The organism is Microvirgula curvata (assembly GCF_054781615.1).
This window is the reverse complement of the sequence record NZ_BAAGUB010000035.1, coordinates 153,776-172,680: the sequence shown is the minus strand read 5'-3', so window position 1 is coordinate 172,680 and position 18,905 is coordinate 153,776. Positions and strand designations below refer to the sequence as shown.

General features: G+C 64.5%; 19 protein-coding genes. 8 read left to right on the top strand and 11 right to left on the bottom strand.

The features are described from left to right. Positions 1-60: 60 nt before the first annotated feature. The 6 genes from ACYVG8_RS15760 to ACYVG8_RS15735 form a co-directional block, all read right to left on the bottom strand. A complete protein-coding gene (locus ACYVG8_RS15760) occupies positions 61-747 on the bottom strand; it encodes a flagellar hook assembly protein FlgD (protein ID WP_028498052.1) in 687 nt (228 codons plus the stop codon). A gap of 17 nt (positions 748-764) precedes the next feature. Continuing rightward, positions 765-1,178: a flagellar basal body rod protein FlgC gene (gene flgC / locus ACYVG8_RS15755; protein ID WP_028498053.1), complete on the bottom strand. Its 414-nt coding sequence runs from the start codon at positions 1,176-1,178 to the stop codon at positions 765-767. A gap of 2 nt (positions 1,179-1,180) precedes the next feature. Continuing rightward, positions 1,181-1,588: a flagellar basal body rod protein FlgB gene (gene flgB, locus ACYVG8_RS15750; RefSeq protein ID WP_028498054.1), complete on the bottom strand. Its 408-nt coding sequence runs from the start codon at positions 1,586-1,588 to the stop codon at positions 1,181-1,183. Between the two features lie 255 nt (positions 1,589-1,843). Beyond that, positions 1,844-3,631: a ferrous iron transport protein B gene (gene feoB / locus ACYVG8_RS15745; protein WP_028498055.1), complete on the bottom strand. Its 1,788-nt coding sequence runs from the start codon at positions 3,629-3,631 to the stop codon at positions 1,844-1,846. After that, on the bottom strand, positions 3,628-3,855 hold the full coding sequence (locus ACYVG8_RS15740) for a FeoA family protein (RefSeq protein ID WP_028498056.1): 228 nt from the start codon (positions 3,853-3,855) through the stop codon (positions 3,628-3,630). The genes feoB and ACYVG8_RS15740 overlap by 4 nt, the downstream gene beginning before the upstream one ends. 179 nt (positions 3,856-4,034) lie before the next feature. Continuing rightward, positions 4,035-5,414: an MFS transporter gene (locus ACYVG8_RS15735; RefSeq protein ID WP_028498057.1), complete on the bottom strand. Its 1,380-nt coding sequence runs from the start codon at positions 5,412-5,414 to the stop codon at positions 4,035-4,037. A gap of 181 nt (positions 5,415-5,595) precedes the next feature. On the opposite strand from ACYVG8_RS15735, the gene dacB reads away from it, so the two are divergent. The 6 genes from dacB to ACYVG8_RS15705 all read left to right on the top strand — a co-directional run bounded on the left by dacB (position 5,596) and on the right by ACYVG8_RS15705 (position 10,021). Further along, the gene (dacB, locus tag ACYVG8_RS15730) at positions 5,596-6,999 is read left to right on the top strand and encodes a D-alanyl-D-alanine carboxypeptidase/D-alanyl-D-alanine endopeptidase (protein ID WP_460746256.1); all 1,404 of its coding nucleotides are present in this window, start codon (positions 5,596-5,598) and stop codon (positions 6,997-6,999) included. 100 nt (positions 7,000-7,099) lie between these two features. Beyond that, complete coding sequence (locus ACYVG8_RS15725; protein WP_281660686.1) at positions 7,100-7,672, top strand: hypothetical protein; 573 nt, start codon at positions 7,100-7,102, stop codon at positions 7,670-7,672. An 8-nt stretch (positions 7,673-7,680) separates the two neighbouring features. Beyond that, the gene (gene grxC, locus ACYVG8_RS15720) at positions 7,681-7,941 is read left to right on the top strand and encodes a glutaredoxin 3 (RefSeq protein WP_028498059.1); all 261 of its coding nucleotides are present in this window, start codon (positions 7,681-7,683) and stop codon (positions 7,939-7,941) included. A 136-nt stretch (positions 7,942-8,077) separates the two neighbouring features. Next, positions 8,078-8,545 (top strand): protein-export chaperone SecB, encoded by a 468-nt coding sequence (secB, locus tag ACYVG8_RS15715; RefSeq protein WP_028498060.1) that lies wholly within the window; start codon positions 8,078-8,080, stop codon positions 8,543-8,545. Next, positions 8,532-9,011, top strand: coding sequence for an SH3 domain-containing protein (locus ACYVG8_RS15710; protein WP_084299795.1), 480 nt, complete (start codon positions 8,532-8,534; stop codon positions 9,009-9,011). The genes secB and ACYVG8_RS15710 overlap by 14 nt, the downstream gene beginning before the upstream one ends. After that, the gene (locus ACYVG8_RS15705; protein ID WP_036385098.1) at positions 9,011-10,021 is read left to right on the top strand and encodes an NAD(P)H-dependent glycerol-3-phosphate dehydrogenase; all 1,011 of its coding nucleotides are present in this window, start codon (positions 9,011-9,013) and stop codon (positions 10,019-10,021) included. Before ACYVG8_RS15710 ends, ACYVG8_RS15705 begins: the two co-directional genes overlap by 1 nt. A 51-nt stretch (positions 10,022-10,072) precedes the next feature. Here ACYVG8_RS15705 and ACYVG8_RS15700 read toward each other — a convergent pair whose 3' ends face one another. After that, positions 10,073-10,633 carry a thioredoxin domain-containing protein gene (locus tag ACYVG8_RS15700; RefSeq protein ID WP_112691923.1) on the bottom strand — a complete coding sequence of 187 codons (561 nt, stop codon included), beginning with the start codon at positions 10,631-10,633 and terminating at the stop codon, positions 10,073-10,075. 186 nt (positions 10,634-10,819) lie between these two features. On the opposite strand from ACYVG8_RS15700, the gene ACYVG8_RS15695 reads away from it, so the two are divergent. Both ACYVG8_RS15695 and map read left to right on the top strand, forming a co-directional pair. Further along, positions 10,820-11,044, top strand: a complete 225-nt coding sequence (locus ACYVG8_RS15695) for a ParD-like family protein (protein WP_460746252.1) — start codon at positions 10,820-10,822, stop codon at positions 11,042-11,044. Then, complete coding sequence (gene map, locus ACYVG8_RS15690) at positions 11,041-11,808, top strand: type I methionyl aminopeptidase (protein ID WP_460746250.1); 768 nt, start codon at positions 11,041-11,043, stop codon at positions 11,806-11,808. The genes ACYVG8_RS15695 and map overlap by 4 nt, the downstream gene beginning before the upstream one ends. A gap of 89 nt (positions 11,809-11,897) precedes the next feature. Here the strand turns inward: map and narI are convergent, their stop codons facing one another. The 4 genes from narI to ACYVG8_RS15670 form a co-directional block, all read right to left on the bottom strand. Further along, on the bottom strand, positions 11,898-12,578 hold the full coding sequence (narI, locus tag ACYVG8_RS15685) for a respiratory nitrate reductase subunit gamma (protein WP_028498066.1): 681 nt from the start codon (positions 12,576-12,578) through the stop codon (positions 11,898-11,900). Between the two features lie 10 nt (positions 12,579-12,588). After that, a complete protein-coding gene (gene narJ / locus ACYVG8_RS15680; protein ID WP_028498067.1) occupies positions 12,589-13,257 on the bottom strand; it encodes a nitrate reductase molybdenum cofactor assembly chaperone in 669 nt (222 codons plus the stop codon). A gap of 14 nt (positions 13,258-13,271) precedes the next feature. Next, entirely contained in the window at positions 13,272-14,822 is a 1,551-nt protein-coding gene (gene narH / locus ACYVG8_RS15675; protein WP_028498068.1) for a nitrate reductase subunit beta, read from the bottom strand. A 147-nt stretch (positions 14,823-14,969) separates the two neighbouring features. Continuing rightward, positions 14,970-18,674, bottom strand: a complete 3,705-nt coding sequence (locus ACYVG8_RS15670) for a nitrate reductase subunit alpha (protein WP_460746249.1) — start codon at positions 18,672-18,674, stop codon at positions 14,970-14,972. Positions 18,675-18,905: the final 231 nt, after the last annotated feature.

Here is an 18,905-nt window from a genome sequence, read left to right as displayed (position 1 = left end):
ATGAATCCCTTGTAAACCTGATATTCGGTAAATGCGTAACGCGTGGACGGTCGTGACCGCTTACATCAGTTCGCGGACCTTGCTGATATCGACGTTCTCGCCGGTCGACAGTGCCAGCAGGACATTGCCGTCCTTCCAGGTCAGCGCATCGACGCGCGAATAGGCCAGTGCCGTCGCCGTGGTCGCCGCGCCGCCCTTGGTGGCGCTGACGCTGAACGTGTAGTTGCCGGAATCCAGTTGCGTGCCATCGCTGGTCTTGCCGTCCCAGACGAAGTGGGCGGTGCCCGCTTCCTGCGCGCCCATGCTGACCTTGTCGACCAGGTTGCCCTTGCTGTCGTAGACCGACACCACGACGGCATCGGCGCCGTTCGGCAGCTCGACGGCACCGGCCGACGAACCGCTCTTGGTGCCGTCCTCGGCCGTCTTGACCGTCAGCGGCAGGCCGGACCCCGGGGTCAGCGCGACGTGACCGATCATGCCGGCGGCCGCGAAGCTCTGGCTGGCGGCATAGGCCGACGACAGCGAGGTCATGGTGGTGTTCAGCTTCTCGATCCCTTCGACCGTACTCAGCTGGGCCATCTGGCTGGTGACCTGCGAGTTGTCCATCGGGTTCAGCGGATCCTGCGACTGCAGCTGGGCCATCAGCAGTTTCAGGAACTGGTCCTGGATCGCGCTGGAACCGGATTTGGTCGTCGTGCTCGACGTATTGAACTTGTCGTACGGGTTGGTGGTAACGGCGGTGGTCATCTGGGTTCGCTCCGGGATCAGGCTTGGCCGATGGTCAGCGTCTTTTGCAAGAGCTGCTTGGTCGTGTTCATCATTTCAACGTTGGTCTGGTACGAGCGCGATGCGGAAATCATGTCGGTCATTTCTTCGACCGGGTTGATGTTCGGCATGGTCACGTAACCGTTCTTGTCGGCCAGCGGGTTGCCCGGGTCGTAGCTCATGCGCGGCGGCGACTGGTCTTCGACGATGGCGGTCACTGCCACCTTGGCGATTTTCGGTTCGGCGCTGTCGACCGGGATCGGGGTGAACACGATGCGCCGGGCCTTGTACGGCTCGCCGTTGCTGGACACCGCACTGTCGGCGTTGGCCATGTTGCTGGCGACGACGTTCAGGCGCTTGGACTGGGCCGTCAGCGCGCTGCCGGCGATATCGAGGACGCGACTAAGCGACATGATTATTGACCCTTGATGGCGTCGGACAGACCGCTGATCCGACGGTTGAGGAAAGTCAGCGTGGACTGATAGTGGATGGAGTTGTCCATGAAGGCGGAGCGCTCCTGGTCCATGTCCACGGTGTTGCCGTCAATCGACGGCTGTACGGCCTGGCGATACTGCACTTCCACGCCGTCGCTGCCGCTGGTCTGCTTGCCGCTCAGGTGGCGGCCATCGGTGCGGTTCATGCCCAGGCTCGACTGGGTACCGGCCAGCTCGGCCTTCAGTGCCGAGGCGAAGTCGAAGTCGACCGCCTTGTAGTTCGGCGTATCGGCGTTGGCGATGTTCGAAGCAATGACCTCGTTGCGCCTGGCGCGCAGGTCGAGTGACTTCTGCTGCAGTTCGAAATGTTTGGCGATCTTGTCGAGCATGGGTATCCGCTGCGATGACAGTATGAACGGGACACATTAAAGCAGGTTTCGTGCCAGATGCAACCCGGCGTATCGGGCCAGCCAGCCCCCTGATTTTGCTGGGTTTTCAAACGCGACAAAAATCCGGCACAGCGAATGCCGCAGTGCCGGACGTGCCAACGGCAAATCTTGCCGCCCCGCTTTCCGGGCGGAGCCGGAACGACAACGCCCGGCGCAGGATGCGCCGGGCGTCATGCTGTCGCGGGCTGCGCGCGGCTAGCCGACCAGCAGTCGCGCGCTCTGGTAGAACACGAAGCTGACCACCCAGGCCAGGCCCAGCGACCACGCTACCGACAGCGTGGTGAAGCCGAAACTCTTCGACTCCTTGTAGATCGCGGCCACGGTGGCGACGCACGGCACATAGATCAGCGTGAACAGCATGAAGCTGTAGGCCGAAATCCAGTCGATGTGGCGGACGACCACGTCACCGAGGTTGTTCTCCTGCACGCCATAGATGACCGCCATCGAACCGAGCAGGATTTCCTTGGCGACAAAGCCGAACATCAGCGCCACCGCCAGCCGGTCCTCGATGCCGATCGGTGCCAGCAGCGGCCGGAAGAAGTGCCCCAGCGCCTCGGCAAAGGTCGGACCGTTCGCCCCGATATGGAAGGTGGTCAGCGCCCAGACCAGCACCACGCCGATCAGGATCATGGTCGATGCCAGCTTCAGGAACGCCCGCACTTCGCCCCAGGCACGCAGCAGCAGATGACGTGGCGTCGGCAGCCGGTACGGCGGAATTTCCAGCACGAACAGCTCGTGACTGTGGAAACCGCGCTTGAACAGCCAGGCCGACAGCATGGCGACGGCAAAGCTGACCAGGTACAGGCTGAACAGCACCCACGGCGCGGCCAGCGGCGAGAACATCGTGGTGGAGAAGAACAGGAATACCTGCAGCCGTGCCGAGCAGACCGAGAACGGGATGGTCAGCATCGACAGCAGCCGCATCTTGCGGTCGCGCATGATGCGCGTCCCCATGATGGCCGGCACATTGCAGCCGAAGCCCATCAGGTGCATGACGAAGCCGCGGCCGTCCAGGCCAAGCCGGCTCATCATTGCGTCCATCAGGAAGGCGGCGCGGGCCAGGTAGCCGGCATCCTCGACAATCGCCATCAGCACGAAGAACACGAACACCAGCGGCGCAAAGGTCAGCACCGTGGTCATGCCGGTCCAGACCCCGTCGAGCAGGAAGCCCGACAGCCAGGACGGCGCACCGGACAGCAGCGGGTCGAGCACCGCGCCGCGCAGGGCGCCCAGCCCCTCGTCCAGCCCGTCCTGGATCGGCGTACTGATCAGATAGGTCAGCTGGAACAGAATGGCCATCAGCACGAAGAACAGCGGCAGGCCCAGCCACGGATGCAGCAGCCAGCGATCGACCTTCTCGGTCGTGCTTTCGGACAGCCGGGGCGGCACATGGAAGGTGGCGTCGGCCAGCGCACGCTGCGCCAGCGACCAGGCGACGGCGTCGCTTTCGTCGGCCAGTTGCGGCGGCAGCACCGCATGACGGGCCTCGTCGCTGCCATTGGCCAGCCGGGCCAGCGCCTCCAGCACGGCCGGCCAGTTCTCGCCGCGCCGCGCGCTGGTCATCAGCACCGGCGCGCCCAGTTCCTTCGACAGCCGGGCCTCGTCGACGGTGATGCCGAGCTGGCGCGCCTCGTCCGACATGTTCAGCAGCACCAGCAAGGGCACGCCGGTCGCGCGCAGCTGCAGCGCCAGCCGCAGCTGCCGGTCGAGCTGGGTCGCATTGAGGATGACGACGAAGGCGTGAAAATCGCTGTCGGTCAGCATCTGCCGCACTACCGCCTCGTCCTCGGCATAGCCGGACAGGTCGTTGATGCCCGGCAGGTCGATCAGGTCGACCATGTGGCCGCCAAGCAGGATTTTGGCGCGGGCGATCTCGACCGTCAGTCCCGGCCAGTTGCCGACCCGTTGCGACAGCCCGGTCAGGCGGTTGAACAGCGTGGACTTGCCGGTATTCGGCAGACCGATCAGGGCGAAGCGCTTCATAGCGGCGTCACCTCGATCTGGCGCGCCACGTCACGGCGCAGGATCACGTCCGTGCAGCCGATACGGACCAGCAGCGGTCCGCCCAGTACCGCACGACGCACGACCTGGATATGGGCGCCGGTTTCGATACCGAAACAGCGCAGGCGGCCCGCTGCGTCCCGGGGAAGATTCAGCGCCGAGACCGCGGCCGGGGTGGCGGGGGCAAGCGCAACAAGCGATGACATGGCAATTCCGACAGAAAGAGGTGGGATGGGACACATTCTCATTATCAGCAAACACTGATGCAATCGTGTGACAGTCCGGAGTTGACCCCGGTCAAGCTTTGCAGGATGACGACCGCGCTGGCGCGTGGATGTCATCAGGCAATGCCACGCCCAATGACATCAACATTGCCGGATCGGTGCTAGACACGCACGACTGCATGCGGCCGAGCGTACTGCCAGATGCAGACCCCGAGCGCGACCAGGTAGAAGGCCAGAAAAATCAGTACGGCCAGCGCCACGCCATGGGTCAGCGCCAGCGACCAGCCAAAGGTCTTGGGAATGAAAAAACCGCCGAATGCCGCCATCACCGACGACACGTTCATGGCAGCCGTACCGGCACGGCTGCCGTCCGCATAAGCGGTATTCACGTCCAGTCCTTCACGCGCAGCCCGCCGGCCGGCCTCGATCAGGAACACTTTCGGCGCCATCTGGTAAGACGAGCCATTGCCCAGCCCGGCCGCAGTGAACAGCACCAGCGACACGCAGACAAAGGCAGTGAAATGCCCCGCGTCGCTGCTGGACGGCAGCGTCAGCAGCAGCGCCACCAGCGACAGCGCCATTACCGCATAGGCACCGCAGGTCACCACGCTGCCGGCAATCCGGTCGGACAGCCAGCCGCCGAACGGGCGCGCCAGAGCTGCCAGCATCGGGCCGACGAACAGGTAGCCGGTGACGTCCTCCAGCGGGAACATGCGACTGGTCAGCAGCGGGAAAGCGGCGGCGAAGCCAAGGAAAGTGCCATAGGTGCCCATGTACAGCAGGCACACATACCAGGTATGCGGGATGCGGATCACGTTCAACTGGTCGCGCGGCGTCAGCCGCACGCCGGCCATATTGTTGCCGTAGCGCCAGGCGGCCCAGGCCCCCAGCAGGATCAGCGGCACCCACATGAAACCGGCGTTCTGCAGCCACACCTGGCGCACTTCCTCGCCATGGCCCCAGATCTGCGGTGCGCCGGCCAGATGGCCGAACAGCGGCACGCTGATCGCCAGCGGAATCAGCAGTTGCGCGACCGAGACGCCGAGGTTGCCGATGCCGGCATTCATCCCCAGTGCGTAGCCCTTGCGCGCGGCCGGAAAGAAAAAGCCGGTATGCGACAGGTGCGACGCCGAGGCACCGCCGCCGAAGCCGCACAGTGCCGCCATGGCGAACAGTACCCAGAACGGGGTGGAGATGTCCTGCACCACGAAGCCGACGCCGATCGCCGGCAACAGCAGGATCAGCGTGGACAGTGCCAGCCAGGTTGCGCCGCCGACCCAGGACCACACCATCGAGTAGACGATGCGCAGCATGGCGCCGAACAACGGCGGCGCCGCCACCAGCCAGAAGCGCTGGTCGTCGGACAGCTGGAAACCGACCGCCGGCAGATTGATGACGACAATGCTCCACATCATCCAGACATTGAAGTTCAGATGCAGGGCGAAAATGGAGCAGACCAGATTGCGGCGGGCGACGAAACGGCCGCGCGTCAGCCAGAAATCCAGGTTCTCGGGGTACCAGCGGGTCAGCGTCGCAGCCATGTCATCGGATGCCCTCGGCATTCATCAGCAATTGGATTCGCGCGATTGTCGTCGCACACGGGCAGATGCACCAGTCTTTCTCCGGATAAATGTCGCATTGCCGGACATGCACGGCTATCCCCTTGGCAAAGTCCCGGCTTTGCGTTCAGATACGCGCTTCTCCGCTTTCTGGCTGTTGCCCGTGTCCCTGCTGCATCGCGCGTCCTGTCTGCTGCTGTCCCTTCTTGCCGTGCCGGCCCTGTCCGCCCCCCTGCCCCCGCTGGGCCCGATCGATGCCGGCACGCTGGCGCTGTGGGTCGCGCCACTCGACGGCGGGCCGCCGGTCTACACCCATCGCGCCGACGCCGCGGTCAATCCGGCATCAACCATGAAGCTGGTCACCAGCTTTGCCGCCCTGGACACACTGGGCCCCGATTTCCACTGGCAGACCGGTCTGTACAGCAGTGCGCCGGTCAATGGCACCAGCCTGGCCGGCGATCTGTACTGGCGCGGCAACGGCGACCCGGCGTTCGATTTCGACGCCCTGGCCGACCTGACCGGACAACTGCGCGATCGCGGCATCCGCCGTATCGACGGCGCCCTGCTGCTGGACAAGTCGGCGTTCACCTCGCTGGGCAGCTCCAGCGAGCAGGACCCGGACGAAGGGCGCACCTATCAGGTCGGCCCGGACCCGCTGCTGACCCAGTACAAGACCGCCGCCGTCCGCCTGTACGCCGGCGACAGCGGCTGGCAGGTCGTGCTCGACCCGCCGCTGCGCGGCATCGACACCCGCAACCGGCTGACCCTGACCCCCGGCGCCTGCACCGGCGGTGTCGGCCGCCATGTCAGCGCCAGCGCGCAGGAACGCAATCTGGTGCTGAACGGCAAGGTACCGGCCGGCTGCGACGGCAGCGTGCTCTATGTGCCACTGCTCGACCACGACACCTTCCAGGCTGCCGCTTTTGACGCCGTCTGGCAGGAGCGCAGCGGTCAGACCGGACTGCCGGTGCGGCGCGGCAACGCGCCGGCCGATGCACGCCTGCTGGCCAGCCACGAATCCCCGCCGCTGTCCGAGGTGCTGGTCGGACTGAACCACTACAGCAACAACGTGATGGCACGTCAGGTGTTCCTGACCCTTGGCGCCCGCGACGGCAATGGCGGCGATACCGTGCGCAATGCCGAAGCTGCCGTCCGCGCGGCGCTGACCCGCCACGGCATCGACAGCCGCGCCTTCGTGTTCGAGAACGGCGCCGGTCTGTCGCGCCGCGAGCGGGTAACGGCCGGCGCCCTCGGCGAATTGCTGCGTGCCGCCCAGCGCGCGCCGTTCTGGGGGGAGTTTGCCGCCCTGCTGCCGCGCCCCGGAGGCGCCGGCACCCTGCACCAGCGCTTGCCGGCACTGGCCGGCCGCGCCCGCTTCAAGACCGGCACGCTGAATGACGTGCATGCCCTGGCCGGCTACCTGGATGCCGGAGGCCGCCGCTATGCGCTGGTCGCCATTGTCAATGCGTCGGGCATTCGCAACAGCGCACTTGATTCGCTAGTTGAACGCATCGCCGCCGCACTGGACGCACAGCAGGTTCAAGACCGCCCCGTCGCGGGCCGATAAGGCCGGAGCCGCCTTGCATTTCCGGCGGCAACCGCCATCGTTAACAGGGCGCCGGCCCTCTCCGGCCGGCATCCTGTTCAGCACACTGTAAGGAACGCCAATGCGGCGCCTGTTAAGCTTGTCACTGCTGTTGCTGCTGCCCTTGCTGGTGCAGGCGCAGAATGTGACCTGGTACATCAGCCCCGGACGTTCACTCGCCTTCATCAAGCCGGCGTGCAGCGAAGAAGACCTGCTGCGCGACTATGGCAACTGGAACGTGGAGCGAACCACCATCCCGCTCGACGGGGCATCCGTCCCCGCCACCGTGCTGTTTCCGCACGATGACGCCAAGCGCGTCGTCCTGCTCTGGCATGACGACGCCGCGCGCCGGCAACTGAAGGCGGCCATCCTGCGTGGCAACCATTCGTTCTGGCGTCTGCCCGGCAATGTGACGCTCGGCACTCCGTACCGCAAGCTGGTCGAAACCAATGCCCGGCCGGTCGGCGTCAGCGCCTTCGGCGAGCAGGGCGGCGTCCAGGTCAGCGACTGGCAGAACGGCCAGTTTGCGCGTTTCGACCGCTTCCTGGATGTCCGCCTCGACGGCTATCCGGCAGCCCCCGTCAACGGCAAGTCCCGGCCGCTGACCCACAATACGATCAACGAGATACGCGTTTTTTTCCCCGAACCCAAATAAGCGACCCCATGCAGCCCGTCACCCTGTACGCCACCGCCACCTGTCCCTACTGCCATCGCGCCGAGCAATTGCTGGCGCAGAAAGGCGTGGCCGATGTCACGCTGATCCGCGTCGACCTCGATGCCGACGCGCGCCAGCGCATGGTGACCGTGACCGGCCGCCGCACCGTGCCGCAGATCTTCGTCGGCGACACCCACGTCGGCGGCTACGACGACCTGGCCGCCCTCGAGCGCGCCGGCAAGCTGGACCTGCTGCTGGCCGGCGCCTGAACGCACGCGGCCCCCGTCCGGGCGTGTTGGCATATCCGCCACAACAGCCTGTGCCGCGTGGCACTCGGCGCGGCTTTCTGCGATCATTCGCCCCAGTGTCAACTTACGTTTTCGAACGACTCAACGAAAGATCATCATGAGCGAACAGCAGGATCAGCTGGATCAGCAGCCCGTTTTCTCCATCGAAAAAATCTATGTCAAGGATCTGTCGCTCGAGATTCCCCATGCACCGGGCATCTTCCTTGAGCGCGCCCAGCCGGACATCGACATGCAGCTCGGCACCTCGGCCCAGCAGCTCGAAGACGGCATCTATGAAGTGTCGATCACCGTCACCGTGACCGCCAAGGCGGAAGAAAAGGTGATGTTCCTGGTCGAAGCCGGCCAGGCAGGCATCTTCCAGATCCGCAACGTCCCGGCAGAAGACCTCGAACCGATCCTCGGCGTCGCCTGCCCGAACATCCTGTTCCCGTACCTGCGCGAAACCGTGTCCGACATCGTCAACCGCGCCGGCTTCCCGCCGGTCCTGCTGTCGCCGATCAACTTCGACGCCCTCTTCGCCCAGCAGCGCGCCCAGACTGCCGAAGCGAGCAATGAAACCCACTAAGACCACCCGCGTCACCGGTATTGCCGGCCTGACCAGGTTGTCCCTGTTTGCCGTGCTGGCCCTGGTGGCCGGCGCGGTGCAGGCGCTGGAATTCCGTTCGGTCAAGGACACCGGCGTGGCGTTCTACGACTCGCCGAGCCTGGCCGGCCGCAAGCTGTTCCTGGTCAGCCGCTACTATCCGGTGGAAGTGCTGACCCGGCAGAACGAATGGGCGCGCATCCGCGATGCCAGCGGCGCAATTGCCTGGGTCCAGTACGCCAGCCTGTCGCCGACCCGCACCGTGGTGGTCACCGCGCCGGAAGCGGTGATCCGCACCAGCCCCGACGTCAAGTCGTCGGTGTCGTTCAAGGCGACCAGGGACGTGGCACTGCAACTGCTGGAGCCGCCGAAATCCGGCTGGGTGAAGGTCAGGCATCGTGATGGCGTCAGCGGTTACGCGCCGCTGGCCGCGCTGTGGGGACTGTAATGACCGGACAGACCGCTTCCCGGCTGGCGGTACTGGGCGCCGGTGCCTGGGGCACCGCGCTCGCCATCGCCTTCTCCCGCCAGCAACCGACGGTACTGTGGGCACGCCATGAAGCCCAGGTTGCCGACATGGCGGCCCGGCGCGAAAACGCGCGCTACCTGCCTGGCGAACCGTTTCCTGATGCGCTGGCACTGACGTCGGACCTGGATGCAGCGCTCGAACATGCCGACCTGATCCTGATCGCCACGCCGATCGCCGGCCTGCGCGCCACGCTGACCGCCGTCTGCGAGCGTCGGCCGGTGCCGCCGCCGGTCCTGTGGGCCTGCAAGGGCTTCGAGGCCGACAGCGGCCTGCTGCCGCATCAGGTCGTCGCCGGCATCCTGCCGCCCGGCGTGCCCTATGGCGCACTGTCCGGCCCGAGTTTTGCCCGTGAAGTCGCCCGGGGTCAGCCGACTGCCATCACGCTGGCCTCCGATGACAGCGCCTTCGCCATTGCCACTGCCGCCCGCCTGCACTGCCCGCGCTTCCGCGTCTACGCCAACGACGACCTGATCGGCGTCGAGGTCGGCGGTGCGGTCAAGAACGTCATGGCCATCGCGGCCGGCGTCAGCGACGGACTCGGCTTCGGTCACAATGCCCGCGCCGCACTGATTACCCGTGGTCTGTCTGAAATCACCCGGCTGGCCACCGCACTGGGCGGCAAGCCGGCCACGCTGATGGGACTGGCCGGGCTCGGCGATCTGCTGCTGACCACGACCGGCGACCTGTCGCGCAATCGCCAGGTCGGTCTGAAACTGGCCGAAGGCAAGCCGCTGGAGCAGGTATTGCTCGAGCTGGGCCATGTCGCCGAAGGCGTGCCGACCACGCGCGAAGTCCAGGCCAAGGCCGAGCGCCTCGGCGTCGACATGCCGATTACCGCCGCAGTCTGCGCGATGCTGTTCCATGGCAAGGCCCCGATGCAGGTCGTGGAAACCCTGCTCGGCCGGGCGCCAAAGGTCGAAAACCCCTGATGGACAATCTGAACGACGCCGCTTCCGCGGCGTCGTTTCCAGCAATGGTTTTCATCTGAGCGTCATCTGCGTCATCCACTCCGGCTGGGCTTCCAGCGCCAGCGCCACCTCGCTCCAGTCAAAACTCCCGCCGGTGTCCGGCAGTCGTGCCGAGTACTGCACGACATCGAACGGGTCAGCCACCAGCACCGCCGGCGCGGTCAGTCCGGCGAACGGGTGTTCGACCACCATTACGCCATAGTCGCGATGGAAATCGCGCCCGCGCAGGGTCGACAGCAGCACCACGCCATGCCAGCCGCGCTGTGCCGCCACCCGCTTCAGCGTCAGCGGCGTATCCGCACTGACCACGATCAGCACCGGTGCCACCAGTGCCGGCGCACTCGCTGCTGGCACACTGCTCGCCACCAGTTCGTCGACCAGCCGCGCGCTGTCCTCCAGCTCGACCGACAGCACGGTCATGATCACCTTGATCCGGTCGCGGAAGCTCTCCAGCGAAATATCGTTGAAGTGCTCGTTGACCAGCATGAAGCCGGGCAACTGCATGCCGGCCTGCGGCAGATCACCGGCAACATGAACGGTATCGCTGCGGCAATACAGCAGATTGAGATTCACGGAACACCTCCCCTTATTCGCTCCGGTGCGATTTCAGTGTAGGCAGGCCGGGTTTCATCCCATCAGGGTGCTGGATGGACGGTAGCGAAAACGGCGGCGGATGACGCACCGCCCGATTGGCGGGTCGGTAACGTTCCCTCTTGCCCTGCGGCCAAACTGGATACATGATCCATATATGATTCATATATGGTGACCAGTATGGGTATTGTGAATATCGACGATAATCTGCACGACCAGTTGCGCAAGGCAAGCGCCGTATCGTGCCGATCGATCAATGCGCAGGCAGCGTTCTGGATCAAGGTGGGCCTGCTGTGCGAGATGGATCCGACGCTGAGTTTCAATGAAATCATTGCTCGCGAACTGCGCGCCGCCGGCGTCGAGGCGCAAGCGGTCAAGGTGGCGGCAACATGATCAAGCGACCGGAAGAAATTGCCCTGCTGGCGGAATCCGGCCGCTTGCTGGCCAGCGTGTTTGCCCGGCTGGATCAACTGGACCTGGCCGGCATGTCCACCCTGCAGGTCAATGATCTGGTCGACAGCTTCATCGTGAATGAACTTGGCGCACGGCCGGCCAGCAAGGGACAGTACGGCTACGCCTACGCCCTGAATGCCTCCCGCAACCATGTGGTCTGCCACGGCGTACCGGCCGCGACCGAGATCCTGCAAAGCGGGGATATCGTGAATTTCGACATCACGCTGGAGAAAAACGGTTATATCGCCGACTCCAGCAAGACCTGTCTTGTCGGAGAAGTGTCACCGCAGGCGAAGCGACTGGTGCAGGTGACCTGCGAAGCCATGTGGAAAGGCATCAGGGCCGTGCGTCCGGGTGCCAGACTGGGCGATATCGGCCACGCCATCGAGCGGCATGCGCGGCGGAACGGCTATTCGGTCGTCAGGGAATACTGCGGGCATGGCATCGGGCGGGACATGCACGAACCGCCCGAGGTACTGCACTGGGGAAAGCCGCACGCCGGTCTGCTGCTGCAGGAGGGCATGGTGTTCACCATCGAACCGATGATCAACCAGGGCCGGCGTGACGTGGAAACCGAAAGCGATGGCTGGGCAGTGGTCACCTGCGACGGACAGCTGTCTGCCCAGTTCGAACATACCGTTGCCGTCACCCGCAACGGAGTCAGGGTCCTGACCCTGCGTGCCGGAGAAAAGGGGCCGGACTGAACTGACAAAGAGCCGTGGATGGCGGGGAAAACAAAAAAACGGCTGCCGGTGGATGTTCTCCATCGGCAGCCGTTGCAGCAAGGCGCTCCTCAGCGCGTGCGTACCAGTTGCCAGGCACGACCGAGGTAGCCGACCGAACCGAACCCGCTCCACACATGAACCATGCGGGTGAACGGGAAGATCAGGAAGAAGGTCATGCCGAAGAAGATGTGCAGCTTGTACGCCAGGCTGACGCCGCGAATGTAACCGGCGGCACTGCTGTCGAAAGTCACGATGGCCTGGGCCCAGTCGCACAGCAGCAGCATGACGCTGCCGTCCATGTGATGACTGCTGGCGAAAATCGTCGACAGGCCGAGCAGCAGCGTGAACAGCAGCCACGGCAGCAGGATCCGGTCGCGCATCGGCGTGACCGCCAGCAGACGCTCATTGCCGAAGCGACGCACCAGCAGGATCAGCAGGCCGATCAGCGCCACGCCGCCCATCACGCCACCGGCGACCATGGCGATCAGCTGCTTGGTCTCTGCCGCCATGAACGGCGCGTACAGCGCATGCGGCGTCAGCAGGCCGACCAGGTGACCAAAGAACACGCCGAGGATACCGACGTGGAACAGCGGGCTGCCGATGCGCAGCGCGCCACGGTGCAGCAACTGGCTGGAATCGGACTTCCAGGTGTATTGCTCGCGGTCGAAGCGGATCAGGCTGCCGAGCAGGAACACGGCCAGCGCAATGTACGGGTAAATCCCGAACAGGAAGTTGTGCAGGTAATCCATCATTCACTCCTCAGGGACGCGGGGTCGCCGCAGCGGCGGTCCGGCGGGGGTGGAAGTTCAGCGGGCTGACCCCGGACGGGTCGGCGGCGGGTTTAAGCAGTGGCTCGGTGCCATCCGCACCCGGTCCGAAGGTCTCCAGCATTTCATCCATGTCGCGAATCGGCGGCTCGGCCAGCGGCAGCGGCGCGACCGGCGACAGCTGCGCCAGCGCATCCAGTACACAGGCATACGGGCTGTCATTGCCGGCCAGCTTGCCGGCGACATAGGCCACCACATGCACGGCATCGCCCAGCAGCACATCCGCTACGGCCGGCTCGACCACGCCGAGCAGTTCCAGGAACTGCGGCAGGTAGTCGGGCAGTTCGTCGACCGCCGGTTCGAGCCCGTGCTTGCGGTACTCTTCGATCAGGTCGACCATCGCCTGGCCGCGATCGCGGCTTTCGCCATGGATATGCTCGAACAGGTGCAGGCTGTGGACCGGCACGCGGTCGAAGGTGGCAACATAGGTCTCTTCGAGCTCGATCAGGTCGTGCCCGGCCAGGTGCGCAAACAGCGGGCGCAGCTGCGCCTTCACCGCCGGCTGCGCGTCCAGCACCGCATCGAGTTCCGGCAGCGCGTCGACCAGCTCGGCGCTCGGGTAGCTCAGCAGCGCGGACATCACGCGAAAGTGATCAGTCATGATTTCTCCCGTCCTCAGGCCGCATCGCGCTTCTTGCGCGACCTGGGCATATCGACATGGATCACCGAGCCCTTCTTGCGGCTGCCGAACAGGCTGGGTTCGGACACGCCATCCGAGCAGCCGTTGCCGAAGCTGAAGCCACAGGAGCCCTTCTCGTTGAAGCTGTCCTCGACGATTTCCTTGTGGCTGGACGGCACCACGAAACGGTCCTCGTAGTTGGCGATCGCCAGGGTCTGGTACATGTCGTCGGCCATCGCCGGCGTCAGCCCGACCTGCTTCAGCACGGCGGTGTCGTCAACCTTGTCCACCGTCTTCGAGCGCATCCAGGCGCGCATCGCCAGCATGCGGTCGAGCGCACTCAGCACTGGCGCTTCCTTGCCGGCCGTCAGCAGGTTGGCCAGGTAGCGAACCGGAATCCGCAGGCTCTTGGTGTCCGGAATGATGCCGTTCATGCCCATCACGCCGGCTTCGGCCGCCGACTGGATCGGCGACAGCGGCGGGATGTACCAGACCATCGGCAGCGTGCGGTATTCGGGATGCAGCGGGAAGGCGATCTTCCACTCCATCGCCATCTTGTAGACCGGCGAGCGCCTGGCCGAGTCGATCCACGACTGCGGAATGCCCTGCTTCAGCGCTTCCTCGGCAATGCCGGGGGCGTTCGGGTCAAGGAAGCAGCCCAGTTGCGCCTCGTACAGATCCTGTTCGTCCTCGACCGAGGCGGCGGCTTCGATCCTGTCGGCGTCGTACAGCACCACGCCCAGATAACGGATGCGGCCGACACAGGTTTCCGAGCACACCGTCGGCTGACCCGCTTCGATGCGCGGATAGCAGAACGTGCACTTCTCGGCCTTGCCGCTCTTCCAGTTGAAGTAGATCTTCTTGTACGGGCAGCCGGACACGCACATGCGCCAGCCACGGCACTTGTCCTGGTCGACCAGCACGATGCCGTCGTCCTCGCGCTTGTACACCGAGCCGGACGGGCAGCTGGCCACGCAGGCCGGATTCAGACAGTGTTCGCACAGCCGCGGCAGATACATCATGAACGTGTTCTCGAAGGTCGAGTACATGTCCTTCTGCACCCCTTCGAACAGCGCGTCCTTGCTGCGCTTGGCGAACTCGCCGCCAAGGTCGTCTTCCCAGTTCGGGCCCCACTCGATCTTGTCCATCTTCTTGCCGGTAATGACCGACACCGGACGTGCGGTGGGCGGCGTTTCCGACAGCGGCGCGTTCTGCAGCCGCTCGTAGTCGTAGGTGAACGGCTCGTAGTAGTCGTCGATCTCGGGCAGATTCGGGTTGGCGAAAATATTGGCCAGGATCTTCAGCTTGCCGCCCTGACGCGGCTCGATGCGGCCATCGTCGCGGCGGCGCCAGCCACCCTGCCATTTTTCCTGGTTTTCCCATTCTTTCGGATAACCGATGCCGGGCTTGGTTTCGACGTTGTTGAACCAGGCGTATTCGACGCCGTCGCGGCTGGTCCAGACATTCTTGCAGGTGACCGAACAGGTGTGGCAACCGATGCACTTGTCCAGGTTCAGCACCATGCCGATTTGGGCTCTGATCTTCATTTGCGATTCCTTGTACGGAAGGGCGTCAAGGGGCGCCGGTACGTATGCACAGTGTGCAGTCCGGCGGCGCCCGCCACCATTCGCCGCTCGCGCTAGTCCTTCCGGGACTCCTGTCCGCCGGAAGAACTAGTCGCGATCAGGCGGCGGTCAGGCCTCTTCCTTGAGCGGGCCTTCCAGCCAGTCGACATTCTTCATCTTGCGCACCACGACAAACTCGTCGCGGTTGGCGCCGACCGTGCCGTAGTAGTTGAAGCCGTAGCTGAGCTGGGCATAGCCACCGATCATGTGCGTCGGCTTGGTCACCGTGCGCGTCACCGAGTTGTGAATGCCGCCACGCTTGCCGCTGACCTCCGCCCCCGGCACGTTCACGATCTTTTCCTGGGCGTGGTACATCAGCGTCATGCCTTCCGGCACGCGCTGGCTCACCACCGCACGGGCCGTCAGCGTGCCGTTGGCGTTGAACACCTCGATCCAGTCGTTGTCGACGATGCCGGCCTTGCGCGCATCGACCTCGGACACCCACACGTGCGGGCCACCGCGCGACAGCGTCAGCATGCGCAGGTTGTCGGAGTAGGTGCTGTGGATGCCCCACTTCTGGTGCGGCGTGATGAAGTTCAGCACGATCTCCGGATTGCCGTTGCCATGCTGGCCCAGCACCGAACGCGTGGTCTTCAGGTCGATGGCCGGCTTGTAGACGCAGAAGCCCTCGCCGAAATCACGCATCCACTTGTGATCCTGGTAGAACTGCTGGCGACCGGTCAGCGTGCGCCACGGGATGTACTCGTGGACGTTGGTATAGCCGGCGTTGTAGCTGACCTCCTCGCTTTCCAGACCGGACCAGGTCGGCGACGAGATGATCTTGCGCGGCTGTGCCTGCACATCGCGGAAGCGGATCGAATCGTGTTCGCGACCGATGGCCAGGTGGGTATGGTCGCGACCGGTGATCTTGCTCAGCGCATCCCAGGCCTTGACCGCGACATGGCCGTTGGTTTCCGGCGCCAGCGACAGAATCATCTCGGCGGCGTCGATGGCCGTATCCAGCCGCGGCTGGCCTTGCGACACACCCGGCTCGGTCACGGTCTTGTTGATGCCGCGCAGGATGTCGATCTCGTGACCGGTCTTCCAGGCAATGCCCTTGCCGCCGTTGCCGACCTTCTCCAGCAACGGGCCGATGGAGGTGAACTTGCGGTGGATGTCGCCGTAGTTGCGCTCGACCACCGTCATCGCCGGCATGGTCTTGCCCGGCACCGGTTCGCACTCGCCGAGCTTCCAGTCCTTCGGATCGAAGGCCTGGCCCAGTTCCTGCGGCGTGTCGTGCATCAGCGGCGTCAGCACCAGATCCTTGCGGGTACCGATATAGTCACCGGCCAGTTCGCTGAACTTGGCGGCGATGCCCTTGTAGATTTCCCAGTCGCTCTTCGACTGCCACAGCGGCTGCACTGCTTCCGACAGCGGATGGATGAACGGGTGCATGTCGGACGTGTTCAGATCGTCCTTCTCGTACCAGGTAGCGGTCGGCAGCACGATGTCGGCGTACAGACAGGTGGTCGACATGCGGAAGTCGAGCACCACCAGCAGGTCGAGCTTGCCTTCCGGCGCCGGGCGGACCTTGATGTCGTGCGGCTTGATGCAGTCGGCCTCGTTGCTGAGCACCGCGTTCTGCGTACCGAGCAGATACTTCAGGAAATACTCGTGCCCCTTGCCGCTGGAACCGAGAATGTTCGAGCGCCAGACAAACAGGTTGCGCGGGAAGTTCTGCGGATCGTCCGGATCATGGCAGGCCATGTCCAGGCTGCCGTTCTTGAGCCGGTCGACCGCATACGCGATCGGGTCGCGACCGGCGGCCTCGGCGGCGGCAGTCACGTCGAGCGGGTTGGCGGACAACTGCGGCGCACTCGGCAGCCAGCCCATGCGTTCGGCCTTGGCGTTGTAGTCGATCAGTGTCATCGACTGCATCTCGCCACCGGCGGTCGGCGCAAGGATTTCATTCACGCCGAGTTTTTCGTGCCGCCACTGGCCGGTATGGGCATAGAAGAAGCTGGTGCCGTTCATCTGCCGCGACGGACGGTGCCAGTCGGCGCCGAACGCCAGCGGGGCCCAGCCGGTCTGCGGGCGCAGCTTTTCCTGGCCGACATAGTGGGCCCAGCCGCCACCGGACTGGCCGACGCAACCGCACATCACCAGCAGGTTGATGATGCCGCGGTAGGTCATGTCCATGTGGTACCAGTGGTTCAGACCGGCGCCAACGATGACCATGCTCTTGCCATGGGTGCGATCGGCGTTGTCGGCGAACTCCCGCGCCACCTGGATCACCAGTTGCGGATCGACACCGGTATGCTTTTTCTGCCAGGCCGGGGTGTACGGTACGTCGTCCTGATAGCTCAGCGCGACATTGCCGCCGCCAAAGCCGCGGTCGATGCCATAGTTGGCCAGCATCAGGTCATAGACGGTCGCGACCAGCGCTTCTTCGCCATCGGCCAGGCGCAGCTTGCGCACCGGCACATTGCGGTCGAGCATCTCGTCGTGTTCGCTGCCGAAATACGGGAAGGACACCGCCACCATGTCGTCGCGGCCGTGTTCCAGCGACAGCAGCGGATCGATATCGCGCGGCGTGCCGCCGTCCTTCATTTCCAGGTTCCAGCGGCCGACCTTGTCGCCGCTTTCGCCCCAGCGGAAACCGATCGAGCCGTTCGGCGCGACGATTTCGCCGCTGCGCTCGTCAAAGCACAGCGTCTTCCATTCCGGGTTGTTGTCCTCGCCCAGGTTGCCGTCCAGATTCGACGCGCGCAGGAAGTATCCCGGGATCAGTTTGCCGTCCTTTTCCTCGATGCGGACCAGCATCGGGAAGTCGGTGTACTGCTTGCCGTAATCGCGGAAATATTCGCTCTTGCCGGTCTTGTGGAATTCGTTCAGCACCACATGGCCCATTGCCAGCGCCAGCGCGGCGTCGGTGCCCTGCTTCGGCGCCAGCCAGATGTCGCCGAATTTGACCATTTCGCCGAAGTCGGAGCTGACGGCGACCGTCTTGGTGCCCTTGTAGCGGACTTCGGTATAGAAGTGCGCATCCGGCGTCCGCGTCATCGGAACGTTGGAACCCCAGACCATCAGGTAGGTACTGTTGTACCAGTCGGCCGATTCGGCCACGTCGGTCTGCTCGCCCCAGACCTGCGGGCTGGCCGGCGGCAGGTCGCAGTACCAGTCGTAGAACGACAGCGGCACGCCGCCGATCAGCGACAGGTAACGCGAACCGGACGCATACGACACCATCGACATGGCCGGAATCGGCGAGAAGCCGATCACCCGGTCAGGACCGAAGCGCTTGACGGTAAACGCGTTGGCGGCAGCGATGATCTCGTTGGTTTCTTCCCAGTTCGAGCGCACGAAGCCACCCAGGCCGCGTACCTGCTTGTAGGTCTTGCTCTTGGCCGGGTCCTGGCTGATCGCCTCCCAGGCTTCGATCGGTCCCATGGTCTTGCGTGCCTCGCGCCACAGTCGCGCCAGGCGACCACGGATCATCGGGTGCTTGACCCGTTGTGCCGAGTACACATACCAGGAATACGACGCACCGCGCGGACAGCCGCGCGGCTCATGGTTCGGCAGGTCGGGACGGGTACGCGGGTAGTCGGTCTGCTGGGTTTCCCAGGTAATCAGGCCGTTCTTGACGTATACCTTCCACGAACAGGAGCCGGTGCAGTTCACGCCATGGGTCGAGCGCACGATCTTGTCGTGCTGCCAGCGGCTGCGATATCCGTTTTCCCAGGTCCGGTCTTCGTCGACGACGGCGCCGTGACCATTGGAAAAGGTGCTTTTTGTTTTGCTGAGGAACTTCAGCCGGTCGAGAAAGTGACTCATCTTGCCTCCGTGCGCATTCGCCGAACGACACCGCCACAGCAGGCCGTCCAATGACTTTGATGACGAACAGAAGGCTACGCGGGCCGGGCGCCAGCGATAACTGGCCGGACGGTGGTCCGGGCCAAGGCAAGAGAACTAAACGGGACTAGACCGAAAGAGCTATGGCATGCGGTCTGCCCATGGCGGGCATGGCAAAAGGAGGTCCCCGATGGTCTGGACAGCCGGGAATTC

Bases quoted from the DNA above. Each gene is read 5' to 3' on its own strand.
- ACYVG8_RS15760 (WP_028498052.1), bottom strand. From the start codon at position 747: ATGACCACCGCCGTTACCACCAACCCGTACGACAAGTTCAATACGTCG.
- flgC (WP_028498053.1), bottom strand. From the start codon at position 1,178: ATGTCGCTTAGTCGCGTCCTCGATATCGCCGGCAGCGCGCTGACGGCC.
- flgB (WP_028498054.1), bottom strand. From the start codon at position 1,588: ATGCTCGACAAGATCGCCAAACATTTCGAACTGCAGCAGAAGTCACTC.
- feoB (WP_028498055.1), bottom strand. From the start codon at position 3,631: ATGAAGCGCTTCGCCCTGATCGGTCTGCCGAATACCGGCAAGTCCACG.
- ACYVG8_RS15740 (WP_028498056.1), bottom strand. From the start codon at position 3,855: ATGTCATCGCTTGTTGCGCTTGCCCCCGCCACCCCGGCCGCGGTCTCG.
- ACYVG8_RS15735 (WP_028498057.1), bottom strand. From the start codon at position 5,414: ATGGCTGCGACGCTGACCCGCTGGTACCCCGAGAACCTGGATTTCTGG.
- ACYVG8_RS15725 (WP_281660686.1), top strand. From the start codon at position 7,100: ATGCGGCGCCTGTTAAGCTTGTCACTGCTGTTGCTGCTGCCCTTGCTG.
- grxC (WP_028498059.1), top strand. From the start codon at position 7,681: ATGCAGCCCGTCACCCTGTACGCCACCGCCACCTGTCCCTACTGCCAT.
- secB (WP_028498060.1), top strand. From the start codon at position 8,078: ATGAGCGAACAGCAGGATCAGCTGGATCAGCAGCCCGTTTTCTCCATC.
- ACYVG8_RS15710 (WP_084299795.1), top strand. From the start codon at position 8,532: ATGAAACCCACTAAGACCACCCGCGTCACCGGTATTGCCGGCCTGACC.
- ACYVG8_RS15705 (WP_036385098.1), top strand. From the start codon at position 9,011: ATGACCGGACAGACCGCTTCCCGGCTGGCGGTACTGGGCGCCGGTGCC.
- ACYVG8_RS15695 (WP_460746252.1), top strand. From the start codon at position 10,820: ATGGTGACCAGTATGGGTATTGTGAATATCGACGATAATCTGCACGAC.
- map (WP_460746250.1), top strand. From the start codon at position 11,041: ATGATCAAGCGACCGGAAGAAATTGCCCTGCTGGCGGAATCCGGCCGC.
- narI (WP_028498066.1), bottom strand. From the start codon at position 12,578: ATGGATTACCTGCACAACTTCCTGTTCGGGATTTACCCGTACATTGCG.
- narJ (WP_028498067.1), bottom strand. From the start codon at position 13,257: ATGACTGATCACTTTCGCGTGATGTCCGCGCTGCTGAGCTACCCGAGC.
- narH (WP_028498068.1), bottom strand. From the start codon at position 14,822: ATGAAGATCAGAGCCCAAATCGGCATGGTGCTGAACCTGGACAAGTGC.
- ACYVG8_RS15670 (WP_460746249.1), bottom strand. From the start codon at position 18,674: ATGAGTCACTTTCTCGACCGGCTGAAGTTCCTCAGCAAAACAAAAAGC.